Annotated in this window: 23 protein-coding genes and 1 pseudogene; 16 read left to right on the plus strand and 8 right to left on the minus strand. The window is 47.0% G+C overall.

Features of this window, described 5'->3' with window-relative positions; genetic code table 11:
- Window positions 1–85: 85 nt before the first annotated feature.
- Window positions 86–541, plus strand: a complete 456-nt coding sequence (locus tag Q7R76_04310; protein ID MDO8642779.1) for a 30S ribosomal protein S15 — start codon at window positions 86–88, stop codon at window positions 539–541.
- 520 nt (window positions 542–1,061) lie between these two features.
- Window positions 1,062–1,391: a hypothetical protein gene (locus Q7R76_04315; GenBank protein ID MDO8642780.1), complete on the plus strand. Its 330-nt coding sequence runs from the start codon at window positions 1,062–1,064 to the stop codon at window positions 1,389–1,391.
- A 24-nt stretch (window positions 1,392–1,415) separates the two neighbouring features.
- Here Q7R76_04315 and Q7R76_04320 read toward each other — a convergent pair whose 3' ends face one another.
- A complete protein-coding gene (locus Q7R76_04320; GenBank protein ID MDO8642781.1) occupies window positions 1,416–2,381 on the minus strand; it encodes a hypothetical protein in 966 nt (321 codons plus the stop codon).
- Window positions 2,382–2,470: 89 nt separating this feature from the next.
- On the opposite strand from Q7R76_04320, the gene Q7R76_04325 reads away from it, so the two are divergent.
- The 3 genes from Q7R76_04325 to Q7R76_04335 all read left to right on the plus strand — a co-directional run bounded on the left by Q7R76_04325 (window position 2,471) and on the right by Q7R76_04335 (window position 4,135).
- Window positions 2,471–2,809 carry a hypothetical protein gene (locus Q7R76_04325; GenBank protein ID MDO8642782.1) on the plus strand — a complete coding sequence of 113 codons (339 nt, stop codon included), beginning with the start codon at window positions 2,471–2,473 and terminating at the stop codon, window positions 2,807–2,809.
- A complete protein-coding gene (locus Q7R76_04330; protein MDO8642783.1) occupies window positions 2,796–3,794 on the plus strand; it encodes a cupredoxin domain-containing protein in 999 nt (332 codons plus the stop codon). The genes Q7R76_04325 and Q7R76_04330 overlap by 14 nt, the downstream gene beginning before the upstream one ends.
- A gap of 65 nt (window positions 3,795–3,859) precedes the next feature.
- The gene (locus Q7R76_04335; protein ID MDO8642784.1) at window positions 3,860–4,135 is read left to right on the plus strand and encodes a hypothetical protein; all 276 of its coding nucleotides are present in this window, start codon (window positions 3,860–3,862) and stop codon (window positions 4,133–4,135) included.
- Here Q7R76_04335 and Q7R76_04340 read toward each other — a convergent pair.
- Window positions 4,122–4,835, minus strand: coding sequence for a TrmJ/YjtD family RNA methyltransferase (locus Q7R76_04340; GenBank protein MDO8642785.1), 714 nt, complete (start codon window positions 4,833–4,835; stop codon window positions 4,122–4,124). The two genes, Q7R76_04335 and Q7R76_04340, sit on opposite strands and share 14 nt — an antisense overlap.
- A gap of 31 nt (window positions 4,836–4,866) precedes the next feature.
- Window positions 4,867–6,063, minus strand: coding sequence for a site-2 protease family protein (locus tag Q7R76_04345; protein MDO8642786.1), 1,197 nt, complete (start codon window positions 6,061–6,063; stop codon window positions 4,867–4,869).
- Window positions 6,064–6,177: 114 nt separating this feature from the next.
- Between Q7R76_04345 and Q7R76_04350 the strand changes: the two genes are divergently transcribed.
- Genes Q7R76_04350 through Q7R76_04365 form a run of 4 tightly spaced genes read left to right on the plus strand, consistent with a single transcriptional unit; the run spans window position 6,178 to window position 10,542 of the window.
- On the plus strand, window positions 6,178–6,879 hold the full coding sequence (locus Q7R76_04350) for an ABC transporter ATP-binding protein (protein MDO8642787.1): 702 nt from the start codon (window positions 6,178–6,180) through the stop codon (window positions 6,877–6,879).
- Complete coding sequence (locus Q7R76_04355) at window positions 6,876–8,114, plus strand: COG1361 S-layer family protein (GenBank protein MDO8642788.1); 1,239 nt, start codon at window positions 6,876–6,878, stop codon at window positions 8,112–8,114. The genes Q7R76_04350 and Q7R76_04355 overlap by 4 nt, the downstream gene beginning before the upstream one ends.
- Before the next feature lie 6 nt (window positions 8,115–8,120).
- On the plus strand, window positions 8,121–9,335 hold the full coding sequence (locus tag Q7R76_04360) for an ABC transporter permease (GenBank protein MDO8642789.1): 1,215 nt from the start codon (window positions 8,121–8,123) through the stop codon (window positions 9,333–9,335).
- The gene (locus Q7R76_04365; protein ID MDO8642790.1) at window positions 9,328–10,542 is read left to right on the plus strand and encodes an ABC transporter permease; all 1,215 of its coding nucleotides are present in this window, start codon (window positions 9,328–9,330) and stop codon (window positions 10,540–10,542) included. The genes Q7R76_04360 and Q7R76_04365 overlap by 8 nt, the downstream gene beginning before the upstream one ends.
- A gap of 62 nt (window positions 10,543–10,604) precedes the next feature.
- Here Q7R76_04365 and rpl40e read toward each other — a convergent pair whose 3' ends face one another.
- The 5 genes from rpl40e to prf1 form a co-directional block, all read right to left on the minus strand.
- Window positions 10,605–10,766: a 50S ribosomal protein L40e gene (gene rpl40e / locus Q7R76_04370; GenBank protein ID MDO8642791.1), complete on the minus strand. Its 162-nt coding sequence runs from the start codon at window positions 10,764–10,766 to the stop codon at window positions 10,605–10,607.
- A 46-nt stretch (window positions 10,767–10,812) separates the two neighbouring features.
- Window positions 10,813–11,205 carry a translation initiation factor IF-5A gene (locus tag Q7R76_04375; GenBank protein MDO8642792.1) on the minus strand — a complete coding sequence of 131 codons (393 nt, stop codon included), beginning with the start codon at window positions 11,203–11,205 and terminating at the stop codon, window positions 10,813–10,815.
- 131 nt (window positions 11,206–11,336) lie between these two features.
- Window positions 11,337–11,525 (minus strand): hypothetical protein, encoded by a 189-nt coding sequence (locus Q7R76_04380; GenBank protein MDO8642793.1) that lies wholly within the window; start codon window positions 11,523–11,525, stop codon window positions 11,337–11,339.
- 85 nt (window positions 11,526–11,610) lie between these two features.
- A complete protein-coding gene (locus tag Q7R76_04385) occupies window positions 11,611–12,363 on the minus strand; it encodes a hypothetical protein (GenBank protein ID MDO8642794.1) in 753 nt (250 codons plus the stop codon).
- 1 nt (window position 12,364) lies between these two features.
- Window positions 12,365–13,459, minus strand: a complete 1,095-nt coding sequence (gene prf1 / locus Q7R76_04390; GenBank protein ID MDO8642795.1) for a peptide chain release factor aRF-1 — start codon at window positions 13,457–13,459, stop codon at window positions 12,365–12,367.
- Between the two features lie 369 nt (window positions 13,460–13,828).
- Between prf1 and Q7R76_04395 the strand changes: the two genes are divergently transcribed.
- The 7 genes and pseudogenes from Q7R76_04395 (at window position 13,829) to Q7R76_04425 (ending at window position 20,887) form a co-directional block, all read left to right on the plus strand.
- Window positions 13,829–14,827, plus strand: coding sequence for a phosphate acyltransferase (locus Q7R76_04395; GenBank protein MDO8642796.1), 999 nt, complete (start codon window positions 13,829–13,831; stop codon window positions 14,825–14,827).
- Window positions 14,828–16,019: 1,192 nt separating this feature from the next.
- Window positions 16,020–16,274 (plus strand): annotated as a pseudogene (locus Q7R76_04400) (PEP-utilizing enzyme).
- A gap of 8 nt (window positions 16,275–16,282) precedes the next feature.
- Window positions 16,283–17,422, plus strand: coding sequence for a DapH/DapD/GlmU-related protein (locus Q7R76_04405; GenBank protein MDO8642797.1), 1,140 nt, complete (start codon window positions 16,283–16,285; stop codon window positions 17,420–17,422).
- Window positions 17,423–17,469: 47 nt separating this feature from the next.
- The gene (locus Q7R76_04410; protein ID MDO8642798.1) at window positions 17,470–18,771 is read left to right on the plus strand and encodes a hypothetical protein; all 1,302 of its coding nucleotides are present in this window, start codon (window positions 17,470–17,472) and stop codon (window positions 18,769–18,771) included.
- Between the two features lie 49 nt (window positions 18,772–18,820).
- A complete protein-coding gene (locus Q7R76_04415; protein ID MDO8642799.1) occupies window positions 18,821–19,042 on the plus strand; it encodes a hypothetical protein in 222 nt (73 codons plus the stop codon).
- The gene (locus tag Q7R76_04420) at window positions 19,039–19,446 is read left to right on the plus strand and encodes a PIN domain-containing protein (GenBank protein MDO8642800.1); all 408 of its coding nucleotides are present in this window, start codon (window positions 19,039–19,041) and stop codon (window positions 19,444–19,446) included. The genes Q7R76_04415 and Q7R76_04420 overlap by 4 nt, the downstream gene beginning before the upstream one ends.
- 22 nt (window positions 19,447–19,468) lie before the next feature.
- Complete coding sequence (locus Q7R76_04425) at window positions 19,469–20,887, plus strand: PEP-utilizing enzyme (GenBank protein ID MDO8642801.1); 1,419 nt, start codon at window positions 19,469–19,471, stop codon at window positions 20,885–20,887.
- The last annotated feature ends 638 nt before the right edge of the window (window positions 20,888–21,525 follow it).

Raw genomic sequence — 21,525 nt, forward strand, 5'->3', positions numbered from 1 at the left:
GCAAGCTGGAGTATGCCGGCGAGAAGAACAGATATTTCTCGCGCCAAAACAATCAAAAAACAACCAACACAAGGGAGTTGAACGTATGGCACGTATGCATTCAGGGAAAAAAGGAAAATCCGGCTCAAACCGGCCACTCCAGCAGACCACGAAAAGCTGGATACGGCACAAGCCAAAAGAAGTTGAGACGCTTATTGTCAAGCTCGCAAAAGAAGGCCACACCGCATCAACCATCGGCCTCGCACTGCGGGACAATTATGGTGTTCCTCGCGTCAAGGAGATCGCCGGCAAGACCATCACGCACATTTTGAAAGAGCGCGGCGTGGCAAAAGAGCTGCCTGAAGATCTCATGGCGCTGATTAAGAAAGCAATTGCGGTTCGCAAGCATCTTGAAGAAAACCGACAGGACCAAGTTGCCAAACGCGGCGTACAGCTAACGGACTCAAAGATCAGGCGGCTGGTTAAGTACTACAAGCGCAACGAGGTATTGCCTGCTGCGTGGAAGTACGACGTGAAGAATCTCAAGATGTATATCGAATAAAGTTTTTTAGTTATTTTTATTTTACTTTTTTCTTTTTGTATCTCTTTCTTCTGTTTTGTTATTCTTCTAACACAACATTTTTATAATTGTCTATCTCAAGACACCAAAGATTCATTTGTTGGGAACAGAGCCAGGTGCTTGGGTGATACTATGAGAGGGTATAATAGACTGGTATTGGGCGAAAGCGAACAGCAACGCCCCGAGTTCTCTTTGAGAAGCATTGCTTTAGTTGTGGGTATTATGTTTATTTTTGTCCTGCTGGTTGTGCTGTAAAAAAGAGAAACAGAAGAAAAGTTGAACGTCCATAGTTATTCTTAATCATATTTAGATTGTTTTTGGTGCATAATTAGATTAATAACCACATTAAAGTTGATTCAGTGCATTTTTATAACATATTCAGATTGATTCAAGAGTATAATTTTGATTAATTTATCTTCTTGGCATATTCAGTGCAAAAATAGATTAATAATGACAATATTTATAAAAAACAAAAGCAAAGAAGAAATAAAGAGGTGATGGCATGCACAAACTCGACCTTACACTCTATTCGTGGATACTGCGGGGAAGCCAACGCAGGGAGATCATCAAGGTGATGAACGACCTCAAAATTCCTGCCCAAATCTTTCGCGAGGCGCAGCACCACAACCCAAAAATCAGCAGAAACAGCGTCAGCGATGTTCTTCGCAGCTTTCAGGAAAAGAGCATTGCCCGCTGCCTTAACCCCGAGGAAAAAAAAGGGCGGCTGTACCAATTAACGGCAAATGGGCAACTGATTCGCAGTGAGATATTAAACAGTTCTATGCTCCCTGCGCACGAGGACCTGCAGGAGGAAACAGCGTCAGACAGATAGAGAGATACAAGTGAGAGAAGAGAATTATTCCGGCCTGACGTCTCCCCGAATCATGTTCTCAAGGCTTTCGATAAGGCTACGCACCACCAGCAGTTTTCCATGAAACTGGCGCGCAATTTTTTTGCAGTCAATTGCTTCAGGAAAGGGAATGAAAACAGGCGTTACGCCGGCACGCCGAAGATGATGGGCAAACACCTCACTGGGAGGTGTCAGCACGGGCGGATTCCCCTCACGCTGAAAGAGCATGTGGCGGTAGGCAGCCACAACATAGACAAGCTCGTGGTCTGGATAGAGCTCACGGAGCGGACGAACAAGGCGTGTTTCAAGATTGTTTCCCGGACGATTGATATTCCACACATCTGATGACGGCCTCGAAATCGTTTTCGCATCGCCCACCAGAAGATACTTTCTGTCATTGACCGTGAAATACGCAAGCCCGTCAATCTCCGCGCGCTCAAGGCTCAACTCTCCCTTCCGGTAGCGAAATCGATAAGAACCTGCATGCGCTTTTTGCAACAGCACAAAGGTTGTGCGCCGATCAAACTTGAGCAGGTACTCGTTGTCCCAAAAAACAGCATCACCTCTGCCAGTGCGGTATTTTCGCTTTTCGCGCAACACATTTCCGTTGGCAGTTTCGTAGCCAGCATCTTTTGCATCAACAACCAGTTTGTTAACAAAACACTCGAGCAGCAGTGATAATAGCCGTTCGCCAACGCGGCCCTGAAATTGGCCAACAAAACTGTGCGCATCGCCTTTCCACGACAGCAAGTCGCGAATATCACCGAGGGGATACGAACAATCGCCGGCGTATGCCGTCGGTGTCACACGGTTTTTGCCGGCAGTGTGCACCGAGACTGTGGGCATGAATGGTGCCGGCACAACAATCACATCGTTCCTGCAATGCCCGTTATCAACCACAGTGCCAATATCCGGACAATACGGACGAGGCGCATAATTCGCAAACGGGTCATACGATGGCATAGAGGGCATGAAAAAATACTTTTTTGTGGCTATAAAAGATTTGTGGGATTCAAACCTATGTGACAAACTATTTAAACGTACACCGCCCAAAGTAACGCATGGCCCGCGGCAGAAAACCGAACAGCATCGTCCGCCAGCACATGGTTGACATCCTGGCCTGCCTCGGAAGCGCCAGTGGATATGATATCTACAAAGTGCATCGCGAGCTGTTTCCGAAGTGTACGCTCCGGTTAATGTATTATCACCTGAAAAAAGGAGTGGTGTTGGGAGAATTTATTGTTGACAAAATACAAAAAGTCGAGGGAACATATTCATGGGGGCCGCTAACGGAAAAAAAAATGTATGCAATCGGGCCAAAGGCGCATCCCAATCCTGAAAAGCGCGTCAAAGAATATATCACCACATTAAAAAAAGAGGAAGCACATGGACAACGGTAAAATTATCGTCGTGGCTGTGGCAATTCTTGCACTTATCATAATGAGTTACGCTCCTGAAATAACGGGCATGGCATACAGCAGAACATTGGGCAGAACTGAAACACGCATCACACCAGCAGTCAAGGACTGCCAAACAAATGAGGACTGTCCTGACGGCTCGGCGTGCCGCGCGTATGGAGCGGTACAGAGAATCAGGCGAAAAGCACGCACCGGCTGCGTGCCCATCTGTGAGGATGGTGAACAAAACCGGATTCCGTTCGCGGTGTTTGACCAGCTGAAATCGTCCTATGACATAAACGCCATCACCGGCTTTGATCCGCAGAAACCAAAACCAACACGCTACCGGCCAAAAAACAGCTTTGAAACATTTGTGTACTCAAGCAATTGTAAAGATACAACAACGGTTGTTGAGCCGTTCTGCATTGACGCAACAACCGATGGCGCGGCGGTTGCGACCATTGAAATTAATTGCGGCACCATCGGCGATGGATTCGGCTGTGTTGAAGACGACAACGGCGACGCAAGCTGCGGCCAGCCCGGAGAAGGAGACGATGTGCAGAGGATATATACGGCAACCGGAGGAATCGAAGCGCACGAAGAAACAGGCAGCGTGAGCACACCGGAAGAAACCACGCAAGCACCGCCGTCAACACTCCTATCACAAAAAGAAGAAACAATACCAATAGTGCCCATTCCAGAAAAACAAACACCACTACCACCTACTTCAACACCACCAGTTGAAACAAATATCGAGATTCGCGACTTCACGTTTGTTCCATCAACAATAACGGTTTCTGCTGCTGAAAAAATAACCATCAAAAACACTGGCCAAGCAGTGCACACATTCAGTGTTGAGGCACTCGGAATCAATGAAGAACTCAAAGCAGGGGAAGAAAAAATAGTGGTGGTTCATGCACAGCCAGGAACCTATCAGGGACAATGTAATTTCCATGCATCGATGAAGGTGACGATCAAGGTTACCTGAATAACGACAAACAGAGACCGCAAAAAATAAAAAGCAATAAAATAAAAAAGAAAAAGAGGTGTTTTGTGTCTGAAAAGGTCAAAGCATACATTGCCGAAGCACTTCGGCGGCATCACCCTGTAGACACCATTGTGGGAAAACTGATGAGTATCGGCCACGAAAAGGAACAGGCAATCATGCTGGTCAAACACGCCGTACAGCAGCGGATCCACATACTGGAACAGGTGCCAGCAGGAATAAGTGCCGGCAAAACAATAACCGGCATTGTCTTTTCATTTCTGATGCGTGGCGCAATTGGCGCTATCGCCGCATGGTCGCTATATCACGTCATCGTTGCCTGAGTATTTTCTTGAAAAAGCCCATCAGCGCACCTGCTTCGCGCTTAGTGAGAAAACTTTTGAAGATGATTTTTTTCCAGAGTTTTTCTTGTGTACGCTTTTTGGCGTCGGTTGAAAATGAAAGGGCACCGATTGATCGGTGCGCAAGCAGGAGCGCATGCTCATGCTCAAGGCGAGACGCAGGAGTGACATGGGAAAGTGAGGTTTGGTCAGCGCGTGCCGTAAAAAGCTCGTAGAGCACAATAGCACACGCATGGCTAATGTTCATGATGGAGTATGTTTTTGAGGCAGGGATAGAAACAACAAGGTCGCAGAGAGCAAGTTCTTCATTCGACAAGCCATGGTCTTCGCGGCCAAGCACGACGATAATTTTGTTCTTCGGATTTTTTTTGAGCTGTTCATGGAGCTGGCGGGGCGTTGATGGAAGACGCAGAATGTTGTACGCTGTGCCCACTTTTGCTGTGGTGCCGATGATGAGGTCATATTTTTTGAGCACGGCAAAACTGGTTTCGCAACGGGCATTTTTAAGAATGTCCGCGGCATGCGACGCGCGGTCAAGAGCAGTCTTTGACCGATGGTCAATGGAGCTGTTGATGAGGATTAATTCTTCTGCGCCAAAGTTTTTCATCACGCGCGCGATGGCACCGAGATTTCCTTCGTTCTGGATGCCAATGCAGGCGATGGAGATGGTCGAGAGTGCCATAGGAGAAAGGAAAAAGGGAGTGTTTAAAAACTTATCCCGTGCATCCCTTGAACAGAATCATGAAGAGCACGACGATAAAGATGATGCCAACTTTTTTCCAGACCTGATAGGCAAGGTGCTCCTTGCCCTTGCCAAACAGTTTTAGCATGGCAATTTGGAACATTCTGCCGCCGTCGCAAATCGTCATCGGCAACAAATTAAAAAAGCCAATGCCGAGATTGATTGCGTAAAGCCAGAAGAGCAGGCCCATGAACCAGATGATAGCCGTGGGAACAAACGAACCATATTTTTCTTTAAACGACTCTTTGACACTGGTTTTATCGGCGACAAACACGCCGAGATACGGCGCTGATGCATTCATCGGATGGGCACCAAGCGCGATGTCATAGGTTGTGCGGTTTGAAACAACATGCATCATGTCCCCTGGTTTTTTCTCTGCAAGCACCGCTGAAAAATCTTTGATTGATGCAATTTGTTTACCATTCATTTCAGTGATGACTTCTCCGGCAGCCATGCCCGACTGCTGGACGGGGTATACCCCATCTTTAGTAATGCCGTGCACCAGCACGCCCTCGTGCTGGAGCATATGCGAATCAACCGGCACTGCAATGAGGAAGAAGAGGCCCACAACGAGCATGCCAAGCACAATGTTTGAGAACGGCCCGGCTGCAAGAATGCTGAGCTGCTGGTGATACGGTCGTTTCGCCATTTCTTTTTCATCCGGCTCGACAAACGCAACCGGAAGAATCGGGGCAAGCAGGCCAATCACGCCCACGCCGCTGGCTTTTACTTTAAGGTTGTGCACACGCGCCATGACACCGTGGCTGAACTCGTGGATGACGATAACGACAACGAGTGAAATGAGGAAGTAAAAAAACGGAACATACACGGTGCCGGGCAGGTTTTGTGAAAACGGCTGGAGAATGCCGACGCCGGGCACTGATTTTTTTGCAAAATAGAGCAGGTAGAGATTTTCAAGAAGCTTGTAGGCGATAAAAAGCATGCCGGCATACCCAACCACCCACGCCACGGTGCCCACTTTTTTAAGAAGCCGCGGGGCTTTTTTTGCCAGTCGGTCCATTGCTTTGAGGCCGACGCTGGTGCGGTACAAGAGAACGTACACCACGGGAAAGAAGATTTTTTGGAGCACAAACTTTTTCCGCTCGATATAGACAAAAATGGCGAGGAGGAGAATAAAGCCGATTGCGAAAAGTTCCTGAACGCCCATAAAGGACTTTTTGCTTTGGAGTTTTAAATAGTTTGTTATTTTGATAGAGATTGTGTCACAAGATTTATATAAATACATTGCAAAAGATAGAGAAGGAGATAGAGAGACTGACCCATGAAAAAACCGATCATCAAACTCCACAAAGTATGGAAAACATATACGCTGGGCGAGACAAAAGTACATGCGCTATCCGGCATTGACCTTGCGGTGTACCCAGGTGAATTTCTCGCCATCCAAGGGCCCTCAGGCAGCGGCAAGAGCACGGCGATGAATCTCGTCGGCTGCCTTGATATTCCCACAAATGGAGAAATATTTCTCGACGGCCAGGCGATTAGCAAACTCCATGAATCTGACCTTGCACAAATTCGCGGCAAAAAAATAGGGTTTATTTTCCAGCGGTTTAATCTTATAGAAACGCTTACCGCCATTGAAAATGTGATGCTTCCTATGACGTTTCAGGGAATTCCTGAGTATCAGCGGCGGGAACGCGCCCAGAAACTCCTTAATCAGTTTGGCCTTGGTGACCGCATGCACCACAAGCCAAACCAGCTTTCCGGCGGCCAGCAACAGCGCGTGGCGATTGCACGCAGCCTTGCCACTGATCCGCCCGTTATTCTTGCTGATGAGCCAACCGGAAATCTCGACAGCACTATGGGCAAAGAAGTGATGAAGCACCTTCTCGAACTCAACAAAAAACACGGGAAGACTATTGTTCTCGTTACGCATGATGACGCACTTGCCCATCGGGCACAGCGCATTGCATTCTTAAAAGATGGTGTTATTGTCAAAACAAAAACAGTGAGGGGATACGCATGAAACAATGCATGAAAGAATTGAAAAAACTAAATGTCACCACATGGCTCGTACTCGGGTTTGCTCTGTTGATTTTCCTGCCAGCGGTGCTGGCATTGCAGGGGCCGCGGCTCGACGTGTCAGTTCTCCGGTATGAGCCAACACCAACGGAACAAGGCGGCACCGTCGATGTGTGGCTGCAAATCAAGAATAGAGGAACTGAAGCAAACCACCTTTCCCTCAAGTTTGAAAAAGAATATCCGTTCAGCTTGGCAGAAGGCCAGTCCGAGAACATCGATGTCGGGTATCTCACGGCAACTGAAGAGAAAGTTGTAAAATTCACGCTAACGGTTGCGCCGGACGCGCCAAATGGCGAACACGCCGCGAAATTTTGGTACCGGTTTAACACGGACAAAACAGATACAGGCACTGCCAGTTCATGGATCTTACTTGAGGCACCACTTCTTCTGCAAACTCAAAATGTTGGGCTGGTAATTGATTCGTACCATGTAAACCCAACACCATTATTGCCCGGACAAATTGCAACCATCCAGATGGCGTTGAGAAACGCCGGCACTATGCCTGCAAAAAATGTGGATGTCATACTTGATCTCGATGAAAAAACATTCACAACGGTCACGAGCGGAACCAAGAAGCGCATTAGTTATATTGATGCCGGAAAAAGCGAAAATGTCAGCTTTGACATAGCCGCAGCAACCAACACCGAAATAAATCTGTACACGATTCCCATCAATTTTGTGTATCAGGACGCGCGAAACAGCAGGTACAATGACTCAGCGAAAATTAGTGTCATGGTGAATGCACAGCCCGATGTCAGTGTGGTGGTTGATTCAACAAAAGCGCAAAAAACAACAGGCCCGGCAACTGTTTCGCTGAAAATTGTCAACAAAGGAATTGCCAATCTGAAATATGTTACTCTTCGGCTCATGCCAAACAAAGACTATGAGCTCTTGAGCCCCAGCAATGAAGCGTATGTCGGCAACATTGACAGTGATGATTTTCAAACCGTTGATTTCATGCTCAATGTGAAAGCAAAAAATCCGGTGCTCAATGTCAGCCTTGATTTCCGTGACCCATATAATAAACGATTTGAGCAGAAGTACACGATTCCATTTCGGCTGCTCACTGACCAGGAGCTCGGCACGGGAGGCAACGGCTTTGCTGTGGTGCTGGTGATTCTTGCCGCAGGCATTGGTGCAACGTGGTGGTACTTCACCAAGAAACGGCGGAAACACTGAATCCCCATGATTAGCGACTATGCGCTCATTGCCGTTAGAAATCTCCAGAAAAGATTTCTTCGGACGATGCTGACTTTGTTGGGAATTTTTATCGGCATTGCAACGGTCGTTGCCCTTGTTTCCCTTGGGCAGGGCATGCAAAAAGCGATAAACGCACAGTTTGCAAGTGTCGGCACGGACAAGGTTATTCTGCAGGGCGCAAGCCCAGGATTTGGGCCGCCGGGGCAGAACGCTGCAGGAATTGTTGACACGCACGACCTTGATTTGGTGCGGCGAATACCAGGAGTGATGAGAGCTGCCGGAAGGCTGCTGCGTTCAGCGCACGTCGAGTCCGGAAAAGATGCGGATGTTATTTTTGTTGCCAGCCTTCCCACAACAGCGGACGACCGCGCGCTGGTTGTTGAAGCAAACAATGTCCGGGTAATACAGGGGCGCATGCTGAAGCCTGATGATGCACGGCGTGCGCTCGCGGGAAATAATTTGTGGACAAAGGAACACTTCTCTAAAAAAATCGGTGTTGGAAGCACCCTCATTATTAACAAGGCGCGGTTTGAGGTTGTCGGCTTGCTCGATAAAATAGGAGCGGGCCGCGACACCGCACTGATGATAAATGAAGATGACGCGCGGGATATTTTTAATGAGCCAACAGAGTACAGCGCCATTGTTGCACAGCTTGCACCCGGAGAAAAGCCCGCGCTTGTTGCAGAGCGGATGTTGAGAGCAATTCGGCACGACCGCCACCAGAAAGAGGGATTTGAGGATGTTACGGTTTCAACAAGCGAGGACCTTATCAAAAGCGTCAACACTATTCTCGGTGTGGTGCAGGTGGTGTTTATTGGCATTGCACTCATCAGCCTGCTTGTCGGCGGCATTGGCATTATGAACACGATGTATACCGCGGTGCTTGAGCGCAAGCGCGAAATTGGCATCATGAAAGCCATTGGCGCGCGCAATGGTGACGTGCTCACTATTTTTTTGTTTGAGAGTGGATTGCTGGGCATGGTCGGCGGTGCTGTGGGCATTGGTATGGGCATAGGGTTAAGCATGCTCGTCGAGATTGGAGCGCGTGGATTTGTCGGCAGTATCCTTAAAGCGTCATTCCCGTGGTACCTGATTGTTGGTGCGCTTGCCTTTTCATTTTTGACTGGCGTAATCGCCGGTATATTTCCTGCGCGGCAGGCAAGCAAGATGCCACCGGTGGAGGCGATGCGAAGTGATTGAGCTGCTGAAACTCGGATTGGGCAATCTGATCAAGCGAAAAAAAAGAACCGCGTTAACACTGGTCGGGCTCTTTATCGGCATTGCGGCAGTGGTTGCGCTGATTTCACTTGGCCAAGGATTGCAGCAAACAATTAATGCCCAGTTTGAGAAGGTTGGCGCAGACAAAATTTTTGTCCAGGCAAAAGACATTGGAAATTTCGGTGGAATCGAATCACCGGGAAAGCTTACTGAACGCGAACAGAAAATGATACAGAAGGTGCATGGTGTTGCACAAACCGCGGGCGAGATTTTTGTCGCGGCAAATGTGCAGTACAACAAGCTTCAGCGGACATTGTATGTGATAAGCGTTCCTGAAAAGCAAAAGGAAGCGCAGTTGGTTATTAAAACAAATATCTGGGAGGTGAGCGAAGGCCGGATGCTCACGCACACGGACAAGGGCAAAGCAGTGATTGGCTACAATTTAGGAAACAAAAAACTGTTTGGCAGGAACATTGCAAAGGGAGACAAGATTAGTGTCAATGGAGTCATGGTTAGTGTTGTTGGTGTGATTGCGCGAACCGGCGACCCCGGCACTGACAGCAGTGTCATTCTTCCTGAAGCAGACGCGCGTGCGGCAGTAAAAAACCCAGACACCTATTCGATGATACTTGCTCAAAGCATACAATCTGAAAACCCTGATACCGTCGCAAAGAATATTGAAAAAGCGCTTCGCCGTGACCGGCACCAAAAAGAGGGAAAAGAGGATTTCATGGTACAGACGAGTACGGAACTTATCAAATCATTCAATGTGGTGCTAAATGTGGTGCAGGCGGTTTTTGTTGGCATTGCACTTATCAGCCTGCTAGTGGGTGGTATTGGCATCATGAACACCATGTTCACGTCAGTGCTTGACCGAACTCGAGAAATTGGCGTCATGAAAGCCATCGGCGCGCGCAATAAAGACATTCTTGGCATCTTTCTGTTTGAAAGCGGTGTGCTTGGCGGAGTCGGCGGGCTTGTGGGGATTATTGTGGGCGCAGGCATCAGCAAAGGTGTTGAGTTTGGCGCAAACACGGCGTTTGGCCCGGGCACGATAAGCACCGTATTTCCGTGGTACCTTATAGTGGGGGTACTTCTGTTTTCAGTGGTCGTTGGGATTATCAGCGGAATTTTTCCTGCGCACCGCGCATCAAAACTGCAGCCAGTCGATGCATTGCGTGAAGAGTAAAAAAGAGAAAAGGAAAATAAAAAGAGAATCGTAGTCGGGTTACCGTGTTTATTTAGTTTTGTTTATTTCTTCCGTACCGGCCGGAGCGCGGGGCTGCCACACGATCGGCATTTTATTTTGCCGGCGAGAATCTTGCGCATGGAGCTGCGCCGCTTTGCCTTGCAGTTTCTGCATACAAAGATGTTGCGCTGAATCCGTGCTGCTGCTTCAGGAAATTTGACCATAAAAATCACGTGGTAGTTTGGTTGTTATGTGTTTATTTAACTTGGTTTATTTGACTTGTTTCATCACTTTGCTGTCGAGGATGATCCAGTACAGTATTTGACATCCTTCGACGCACGTCTGCTTGAACTCATCAGGAATGTCAATGTCGAATGTTTCGTAGGTCTCAACGTCCATGACGTTTGCCTTGTTGTCCTTGATGGAAAGAACCTGTGCGGTCTTTTTTTCCACCATGGGCACGTCAACGCTGTCGTGGCCGGGCATGACCACCACGCGTTTCTTGTCATCCAACAGGCCGACACCGGTTAGCCGGACCTTGGCATGGCCGTGCTTGCCAGGCCGTGAGGTCTGGGTATCAGTAACTTTGCACGCAACACCGTCAATAATGACATAGTTGCCTTTCTGCAATGTTGCAACGCTGACTGGTTTTGTATCGCCCATCTAAACACCAAGGTGGTTGGGTTATGAAGTGGTATTTAAATATTTCTAAAACAGTTAAAAAGGGGAGAAAGAAGAGAACTTTAAAAAGAAGAAAAGAAGCAAAAAAGAAAAGAATAGAGAAAAGAGAGGGATTACGGCACTGATATGTAGGTATTGGGGCTATAGTGCGACGTATCAGTCTGTGGAGCGGTTCGCCCAACGGTGTTTGCGGTCAATACGACCTTGCCGTTCATGATTTTCTTTCCCGTCACGGTATAGAGGGACTTTTTGATGATAACCCGATCGCCCGGCTGAACATCCTTTGCTTTGACGCGTTTCATAGTATCACACCCTTTGAGGTTTGTATCTTTTTCTTTTGAATCAATGCGGGAATTGGCTATTTAAAGTTTGTTGTTCACTACCAGTTCACCACCATTTTTTTATCAATCCGGCAAACGATGGCCGTAACCGTGAAACACCATGCGGAGAGGCCATGCGATTCGCTCGCTTCGCTTTCCGCAGCGCGAGCCGCAAACGGGCGTCAACTGCGTCGAAGTGTTCAAATGTGCGCTCGGCTTTCTTGAATGTCGCATCATGATAACACACTCTTCCTGCGCCGCCGCGGTATTTGTAGTATTTGTGCAGCATCTCATGGTACATTACCGTATCCAACAACGCAGGATCATGCGCAAGGGATTTGAACACACTGCTAATGACAATGGCGTCTGTTTTGAAATTGTACGAGCCGAGCTTGGTGGTTGAATACCTTCCCCACATCATATTGGGCTTTTCAACCATTCCAAGAAAATAGCGCTGGTTCAGCCGGCTGAATGAGTCATCGAGCACTGGATCATTTTCTGTTTTTGGGATAGTGATGTGAATGTTGCGCACAAAATTATGGTACAGGTCGAGATAGAGCGTGTTCATCTCTGATTTATTTTTCTTTTTGTGCTTCCACAAGCGCAGGTATAAATCCTGCAGCAGGCCCATTTTTATTTCAGGGCCGACACTGCGCCATTTTTTTGAGAGTTTCGCCTGCAGCATGTTTCCCCGAAGCAGAATCTGGGCATTGTACGGAGACAAATGGCCAGAGTATGTGACTACGGAATCGTACAAGAAATGCTCGTCAAAAAGGTGGGTGTACGCATCTTTCATAAGGTTGACATCGATGGTGCTCACCCTAAAAGTTTGCCTCATACCGGAGTATGGCGGCAACTTTTCCCAGATCGCGCAGCTGCACGCCCTCGCGCGTTTCAGTGGAAATAATTTTGATGGTGCTCCCGACTGCGCGCGCTTTTTCCTCAAATTCTTCAATCACGCTGTCTTCGAGCGATGAGGACAAGAGAAGGGTCTCAACCATGCTCAACTCAAGGTATTTCATCGTATCATCCTTGCCGTACGCCACCATGCCCTGCTTGGTGGAGAGCAGGGTAAAAAATTTGAGCATGATTGCTTTTTCGTCAGCAATCTCTGCTTTCGCCAGCACATCCTGGCTTTTGTCAACCAATTCCTGCAGGCCAAATTCTTCAGTGTAGCTCAAGTCTTTGATGGCGATGATTTTTTGCTTGAGCTGGTCAGTAACGTAATCTCCGTCGTAAAATTCGTTTTTAGTATGGCCGGGCCCTCCGAGCAAAATTCCCTTGAGGTCTTTCATCATCAGAAATTGTTCTTTGATATAATCGCCCACTTTTTTGAAATGGTCTTTGGCTGCGCCTTCGCGCAGGCGGGAGAAACGCATGGCACTCTGGCCTCCTGCTTTGAATTTTCCCGGCACTTCAGAATGGGTTTTGAGAAGAGGAATGATTGTTTTTCCTTTCAACAACGCGATGTGCGCATCACGAAGGTCGAGCACGACAAGGCCATAGATTTCTTTTGACTCGCACATCTCCCGCAGTGGCTCAAGCACAAAATCTTTGTCACAGCGATACACACGCAGGTTCAGGTCAACGGGCGGCTCAATGCTCCACACACGCACATCGCTCTTGCCCTCTACTGATGCAATGTTGCCGGAAAATGCAGCAAGCCCGTTGGGGGGAGTTCTTCCGACAATACGCAAGTGCTGAATCATGCGCTCCAACGCGTCAGTGACATTTTTTCGCGTGGCCGCAGACTTGATGTTGGACGCGGTTCCTTGTTCCTGCGCAAGATGCTGCATGATTTTGATGAGATCGTAATCCTTGGGAACGTACACGGAGACAAATTCAGTATGCCTGCCTTTATACTGTTCAAGCTCCTTGATGAATCTTTTCAGCTTAAATCGCGCGGTTTCGTCCATGATACCTGTGCAGAAGGGCGCATTTAAAAAGATTTACCTGAAGTGGGGGCATCTGTTTTATACACTGCTATTTCTACGCATACGAGAGCCAGCACGAATGGACAAACAAAAACCCGCACGAACGAACAAGACTTCGGAAAATTGACACGCGCACCGTGCGATTTTTCCGCTGGGCAAAAACGTCGGCGCCGACGTTTTTGCTTTGAGAAGACCTATGAATATACAGCATCTTCACTCAAAAACCCGCGCAGCGGGTTTTTGCTCTTGTCGCGCTGTGCCGTTCGTCCGTATTGGTTGACCCATAAAATACCTTTTAAATCGTCGAAAAAAAGAGTAAATCTTATAAACCATCTTTATTCAACAGGTTGTATGACCACGATGCACGACCTTATCGACCGGATGAAGAAAAAGGCACAGGAAAAAAAGCGCACCATCATCGTGGCCGAAGGGTGGGATGAGCGCTGCCTGAAAGCAAGCGCGTCCATTCTCGCGAAGGGGTATGCCAACCTTATTCTTCTTGGAGACGAGAAAAAAATAAAAGACGAGGCAAAGAAGTGCAAGGCAGACATCACCAAGGCAACTCTTGTTAATCCAAAAACATACAAAGACACACCAAAACTGGCGAAAGAATTATACGAACTACGCAAGGCAAAAGGCCTGACTGAAGACGAGGCAAAAAAACTGATTTTGGATGTCAATTATTTCGGCTGCATGCTCCTGCACACCGGAAAAGCGGATGGACTTGCCGGAAGCGCAATATGCTCAACCGCGGAATTAATGCGGCCGGTGCTCCAGATTATCAAAACAAAAAAAGACGCAGCACTGGTGTCTGAAGTGGTACTGGTCGAAGATGAAAAAAACAAGCGCGTGCTCTTTATGACCGACTGCAGCCTGAATCCGGAGCCGGATGAAGAACAGCTCGCCCAGATTGCAGTCAATGGCGGCGACTGCGCAGCCCACTTTGGCTTTGAGCCGCGTGTCGCATTTCTTTCCTATTCAACCAAAGGCAGCGGCGGCACTTCCCTGATTATTGAAAAAACACTGAAAGCAGTCGAGCTCGCGCGCAAAAAGAAAAAAGAATATGTTTTTGACGGCGAATTTCAAGGCGATGCGGCAATAAATCCGTACGCCGCCGGCAGAAAATGCCCCAATGCACTCATCAAAGGAGACGCCAATGTACTCGTCTTTCCCAATTTGACTGCGGCAAACATTGTCTGCCATCTGCTGGGACAATTATCCAACGCTACCATCGGTATGGCAATGCTAGTGGGATGCCGCAAACCAGTTGCCATTTTGGGGCGAAGCGCGCCACTCGCCACTGTTGAAAACCTTATCATCAGCTGCGCAATGAAAGCAAACACTGAGTGAAAAAATGATACCCGGAATCAATCCCAATGCTGAGCTCTTTCGCTGGGGGCCGATTGACGGAAAGCCAGTCTACCCGGATGCATGGTACGAGCCAATGGCCGCTTTTGGAAAACGATATGTCCGATGGCCGACTTTTTTTATGGATATTACCAAAGAAAAAATGCTGTTTATTTGTGAACTCCAGCCATTACGGGATATTGGTGAGGAAAATTTTAAGCGGTTTATTCTGGTTGATAGTGAATTCAAGAAAAATTATGCGGAATGGAAACGACTGCTCAAGGAATTGCTGGCCATAGGAAAAAACATCAAAAAACTTGATGTACTCGACAAGAAAAAACTTATCGAACTGTTTGAGCATTTTAGAACGACCTACACACGCCTCTGGACAGTTGGCCTGCTGCCAGAACTGGTAAACTGGGGCGGCGAGCAAATGCTCAAGCGCGAATTGCATAGAGTAATAAAAAATGAAGGAGAATTTCTGCATGCCTTTGAACGGTTTTCAGCGCCGGAAGATTACTCGTTTTATCAGGAAGAGGAAATTGATGTGCTCAAGATAAAAAAATACGAAAATAAAAAACAAAAATTTGAACAAGCGCTCGAAAAGCACCAGCAAAAATGGTTTTGGATGCTCAACAGCTATCACCACACACAGATACTGCCGGTTTCCCATTTCAAAAAGCACCTTGAGGAACTTTCTGCAAAAGAGGCGGCTGAAAAACTGCAAAAAATACTGAACCTGCCGAAAAGTGTGAAGCAGGAGAAAAAAGGTCTCATCAAAAAATACAAACTCTCAAAAAATGCTGAAAAAATAATACACCGACTTTCGTTCTGTATCTGGTGGCAGGACACCCGCAAGAGATATATTTTCATGGTCAACCATTGGATGGACGTATTTCTTGCAGAAGCGCAGCGGCGATGTTCAGTTGATTTTAATGAGTTGCAGTATTACATGATTCGGGAAGTAGCTGCATTGTTCAAAACAGGGACACGCATTTCTGGAACAGATAGTAGCCGGCGAATGCAAGAGTATTTGATGATATATGATACTGCGGCCAATAACTCACGGCTTGTCACAGATACCGCTGCGGCAAATCTAGTAAAGGACTATGTCGTTAAAAAAGTTGATCCGGCGACAAGAGAGCTGCGCGGCATTGTCGTGAGCAAAGGAAACGGAAACGTGGTTGGAACCGCCAAAATTGTGCTATCTGCAAGTGAAATCAGCAAAATAAAACAAGGCGACATTCTGGTCGCGCCCATGACCGCTCCGGATTACGTTGTCGGCATGAAAAAAGCAGTTGCGATTGTGACGGATGAAGGTGGCATGACAAGCCACGCGGCGATTGTGTCGAGAGAGCTGGGCGTGCCGTGTATTGTGGGGACGAAGGTGGCGACGAAGCTGCTGAAAGATGGAGATAGGATAGAAGTGGATACGAGTAAGGGGGTTGTGAGGAAGATATGACAATTTCACAAAACCAGCGCATCAGGGAAGCAGTGAAAGAGTTGATTAGTTCTGACAAGAAAAAAACAACGCTCTTTGTTGAGAATGAACATGTCCGCGGCGTTTCTCTTCCGAAATTCTGGTACAACAAACTGGTTTTCACGCTTCAAAAAAAGCTGGTGCCGTGCCATTTCAAGAACTGGCTTTTGCGCACAACAGGGATGAACGTCGGCCATGACGTGTGTATTCCGCACGACATTTCATTTGATGCCTGTTTTCCGCAATTAATCACCATCGGTGATGGCGCATTGGTCGGCGGCGGCTCGACGCTGATTGGGCATCGTTTTGAAAAGAGCGGCAAAGGATGCAAACTCACCATCGGCAAAGTTGAAATCAAGGAACGCGCCATGAGCGGTGGCATGTGCACACTCTTGCCCGGCGCAGTGATTAACAAAAATTCTATTCTCGGAATGAATACACCGACCTTTGACATCGAAACTGGTGAGGGAGAATTATGGGAAGGAATCCCCGCGAAAATGACGCACAAATTCTCTCCCGAAGAGATTGAAAAATATTTCAAGCCGGCAACAAAAGATCCGGTAGAACAAAAAAAATATTACAAAGAATTCCGCGAGAAAGTTGATGCCTTTCTGAAAGACTCCACGCAGAATTATTTGAAGATTTACTACAACGGTAACCGCCTTGGCGCCGGCAATGACTGGTTTCGGGCGCGCAATATCATCAGACTTTTCTTCAACGGCGGAGTGGTTGAGTTTACCCGCTTGCTGCCCTCATGCTGGCTCAAAATAGCGCTGCTGCGCATGATTGGCACAACGATTGGCAAGAATTGCACCATCGACAAGGGTGTGGTGATTGACCACATCTTCCCGGAAACCATCACGCTCCAAGACAATGTAGTGCTTGAGCATGATGTCTATCTTGACGGCCACGAATACACGATTACCCAGACGGTGTTCGGCAGAACGCTCATCAAAAATGGCGCACGCATTGGTGCTGGAACATTGGTGAGAATCGGCACGACCATTGGCGAGAACAGCGTTGTTGAGCCAAAGAGCCTTGCCCAGCGTGTCATCCCTGATAATGAGGTCTGGGGTGGTGTACCGGCGAAATTCATACGCAAGATAGACAAAAAATAAAAAGCAGCTCGTGTTAGTGCTCTAAAAAACAGTAAAAGAGGATCAGTATGGTCTTGTTTAGTGGGATTGTTGTTTTTATCGGCGTACTAATCTCAATTCTTCTTCAGAAAAAAAACGAACATGGCCATGCAGCAAGCCACGCCGGCCACGGCCATGATGAATCAGGGCTTGAACTGAAAGTGCACGATCCATTCAACGTCGAGCCGCCGGTACGCGACAAAGAAAAAAGAGAAGCACTTTACCCCGGCAAAAAAAGCGCGCAGGCACAGTATGAGAGCGACCCGACGAAATATGCAGTCAAGGGTATGGAACATGAGCTTGAAGGCGCGCGCCAGCGCATGCCCGGTCCGCGCAAGCTGGCAGATAAAGTGCGCCTGATGTTTGAAAATGTCAGAAACATTGCAGTGAACGCGGTTGACAACACTGTTGGTGTGCCGATTGCACACTATCAAAACTGGAAAACAGCAAAGTATCTCAAAGCGCACCCCGACACAAAAAATCCTGTTCTCTATCTTATGCATGGGCTTGCGCAAACAATTGGCAGCCAGTGGCGGCTGGCGAGCCAGGCACGCGAACTGGGGATACAGCCGTATCATCTAAAAGGCAAGCATGCGCTTGGCGATACCGGCGCTGCGGAAGATGCGTTCCACCAGATTGAGCATTTACACCACCAAACGCACCTGCACAATCCATCAAAGAGAAAAGATTATTACAGCGGCCACAGCTCAGGCGGAAACGTTGGTATTGAAATGGCGGCAAATGAAAAAATAAAAAAATATGGCATCCATCAAGTGCAAGCACGCGCGCCGACGCCGCATGGCTTCAAAAGAATGAGCACGATTGAACAAAAAGCAGCAGGCATGATTCTTGACATTGAAGGAGAAAATCTCGGCACCAGCAAGGCAGCGCGCGAAGGAGCGCTGCGAAAATACGAACGACAACCACATGTACCGGTGTATATTGTTTCTGGCAGGGAAGATGCGCTCGTACCGCCGAATGAAACGGTGTACAAGCACGCCAAAGGGTACCATGTACTCCAGCACAAAGATGCTACCCACTTTGGCACCAGCGGGGTAAATAGAGAAGTAAACAAAAAAACGCTGGATTTGATTGTTGACCCGAAACTCTATCGACCGGTTGACTGGTACGCGAAAAAGCCGGAATCAGCCAAAAATAAAGTTGATTTGTTCGGACGCGACTCCGCTGCAAAGCCGGAAATGGAACGATGGAACAAAGAACGCGCGAAATATCACGGGCATGAGTATCATGCGCCGGGCAAGCACTACCATGGCGCGCCGAAACAGGGGCATGGAGCAGAGCAGAAACATGCGGCGCACGGGCATCATTGAGTTCTAAAAAGGAAAGGTTTAAATATGTGTAAACAAATAATACACATATATGGCAAACATGACTCTTTCAGTTCCTGAAGAACTCCACAGAGAAATGAACGTGCATTCTGACATTAGATGGAGCGATGTTGCGCGCCAGGCATTCGAAAAAAAGATTAAGGAACTCCACTGGATGGATAAGGTTCTCGAAAAGAGCACGCTGACCGAAGAAGATGCAGAAAAAATTGGCCATAAGATAAAACACGAAATCGCAAAGAGATTCAGGCAATGAAACTGGTTGTGAATACTAATCGGATTATCGCAGCGTTAATAAAAGATTCGATTTCCCGGCAGATTCTTTTTCATATTGATGCAGAACTTCTTACGCTTTCATTTTCACAGGGAGAAATCACCAAGTACAAAGAATATGTGCTCAAAAAAGCAGGAATCAACGATGCTGCGTTTGATATGATTTTAGAAAAGATTAAAGAACGGCTGATTTTTGTTGATGATACGCTTATTCGTTCAAAAATGCCGGAAGCAGAAAAAATTATGGATACGATTGACACAAATGACACACCATTTATTGCAGCAGCATTAGCAACAAAGTCAGACATCTGGTCAGATGATAAGCACTTTCAGCAACAAAAAAGCATACGGATATGGCAAACAAAAGATTTAATAAAGTTTATATAATCTTGGTTTATCCCACAGAGGTATGAATAAGCTCCTTGCCGAATTTGCGAACACGGACTGGCATTACTGGCACATCAGGCGACGGCCGCCGCTGTTGATTTATTTTTTTTATTACGGCTCTGCAACGCAGACGGCAAAAGAATTTCCGTATCCGGTGCTCACGAATGGGCAGTGCTGTAGCCATGTTGTTACTCAAAAAGATGAGCTCACCACACTGGGAAAGAAGGCAGGGGAACAATTCAAAAAAGAGCCGACCTTTGTCCTTCAGTTTATGGAACGGATGCGGGAACAAAATAAAAAGCACCAGCAAAAATGGCGAAAACTGCTGAAGATTGACTTTTCAAAGTATGCCAATGAAGAACTGCGGAGAACATATCAAAACTATATCAGCGACTTGTTTGCCCATGTACCAACCACATATTTTCCCCTCTGTATGGAATCGATACTCACCGAGGAATGTAAGAAACGCTTGCCTCACGAAGCGTATGATGTGGTGATGACGCCGGTTCAAGAAAGCGAAGTGATTGAAGAGCGAAAATCACTGCTGAAGATGGCGATACAAAAGAAACAGAAAAAAGACATAACGAACGGCCTTAAAGAGCACGTTGAACGATTTTCATTTTTGAAACGAAAAGATATGTTCATGGAATTTTATGATGATGCGGACTATCTTGAAAAAATAAAACACTGCACCGAGCCTGAAAAAGAATTGGCAACGCTGGAGGCCGAAACTGAACGAAAACAAAAAGCATTTCAGAAAATACTCGAAACAGCTGACGATTTTTCAAAACTTCTGTTCAAAACAGCCAACGAAGCAGTTTTCTTCCGGAGCTGGCGCACCGAACGGTACAGCCAGTCAACGTACTACATTGTTCCGTTGTTCACCGAAATCGCGAAACGGCTGAAATTCGAAATATATCAAGACGTTGTGTGGCTCATGCCGCCGGAAGTAACGGCGCTGTTGCATGAAAATAAACCAGTGGACAAAGAATTAATCAACCAGCGCAAAGAGGCATTCACTTACCTCACGTTTGGCCCCGATCAGATACTTGTTTTGCAAGGCAAAGAAGCGCTGGAATCACTGAAGCACCTCAAACTCCCTGACGTAAACACTACTGAAATCAAGGGCATGCCAGCATATCGAGGAAAAGTCACCGGCAAAGTAACGCTCATCATGAACAAAAACGAATGGCCGCGCATGGAAAAAGCAGAGGTACTTGTGATTCATACCACAACGCCGGACATGGTTCCGTATCTGAAAAATGTCAAGGCGATTGTGACGGAAGAGGGTGGCATATTGAGCCATGCGAGCGTGATTAGCAGAGAGCTGAAGATACCGTGTGTGATTGGGACACGGACAGCAACAAAAGTTTTAAAAGAAGGGGATATAGTGGAAGTGGATGCAACCAACGGCACCGTCAAGAGGCTGAAACATGATTAACTGGCATTTTCATATCAGAAGAGAGGCGCCGTTGTTCCCTGCATTCGGCGTAACAGAAAGTTTCGCGCATACTGACCACGCACTTAAAATGCCGTTTACTTTTAAAAATATCCGCTTTGTGAAATATCAATGGTTTTCAAAAATCGGCGAAGAAAAAAAACTTGAAAACCTTCTCAAAGAAAAATTATTGAAAAAACCGGCTTATTTTCATGACTATGTACAACGACAGAAAAAAGCAGGAGAATCATTGAAAAAATATGTACGAACAATCTCATCAGCACACCACTCAGAAACAGAAATGAAAGCAGAATTGCATCGCTACCTCAAAAAGATGCATGCGTTTTATTGTTTTTGGTGGCTGGCCGTGCCTGCAGGAAGAATTGTTGAAGAGGAAGTTACAAAGATGTTAGCAAAGCATTGGTGCGAAGGGTATTTTGGAAATCTCATACGCTCCTCTGAAACGCTCGAATTGTCAAAAGAACAACATGCACTGTTGACGATCGGAAAAAAGATTAAAGGAACACCTTTGAGCGAATTGCAAAAGAAAGATACAAACCGATTAGAACAACACGCAAAGAAGTATGGATGGCTTGCAACAACGTATCATCTAGGAAAACCTCAAACAGTCGAGGGGCTCT

This window comes from Candidatus Woesearchaeota archaeon, assembly GCA_030651375.1.
Classification (GTDB): domain Archaea; phylum Nanobdellota; class Nanobdellia; order Woesearchaeales; family UBA12501; genus JAUSFM01.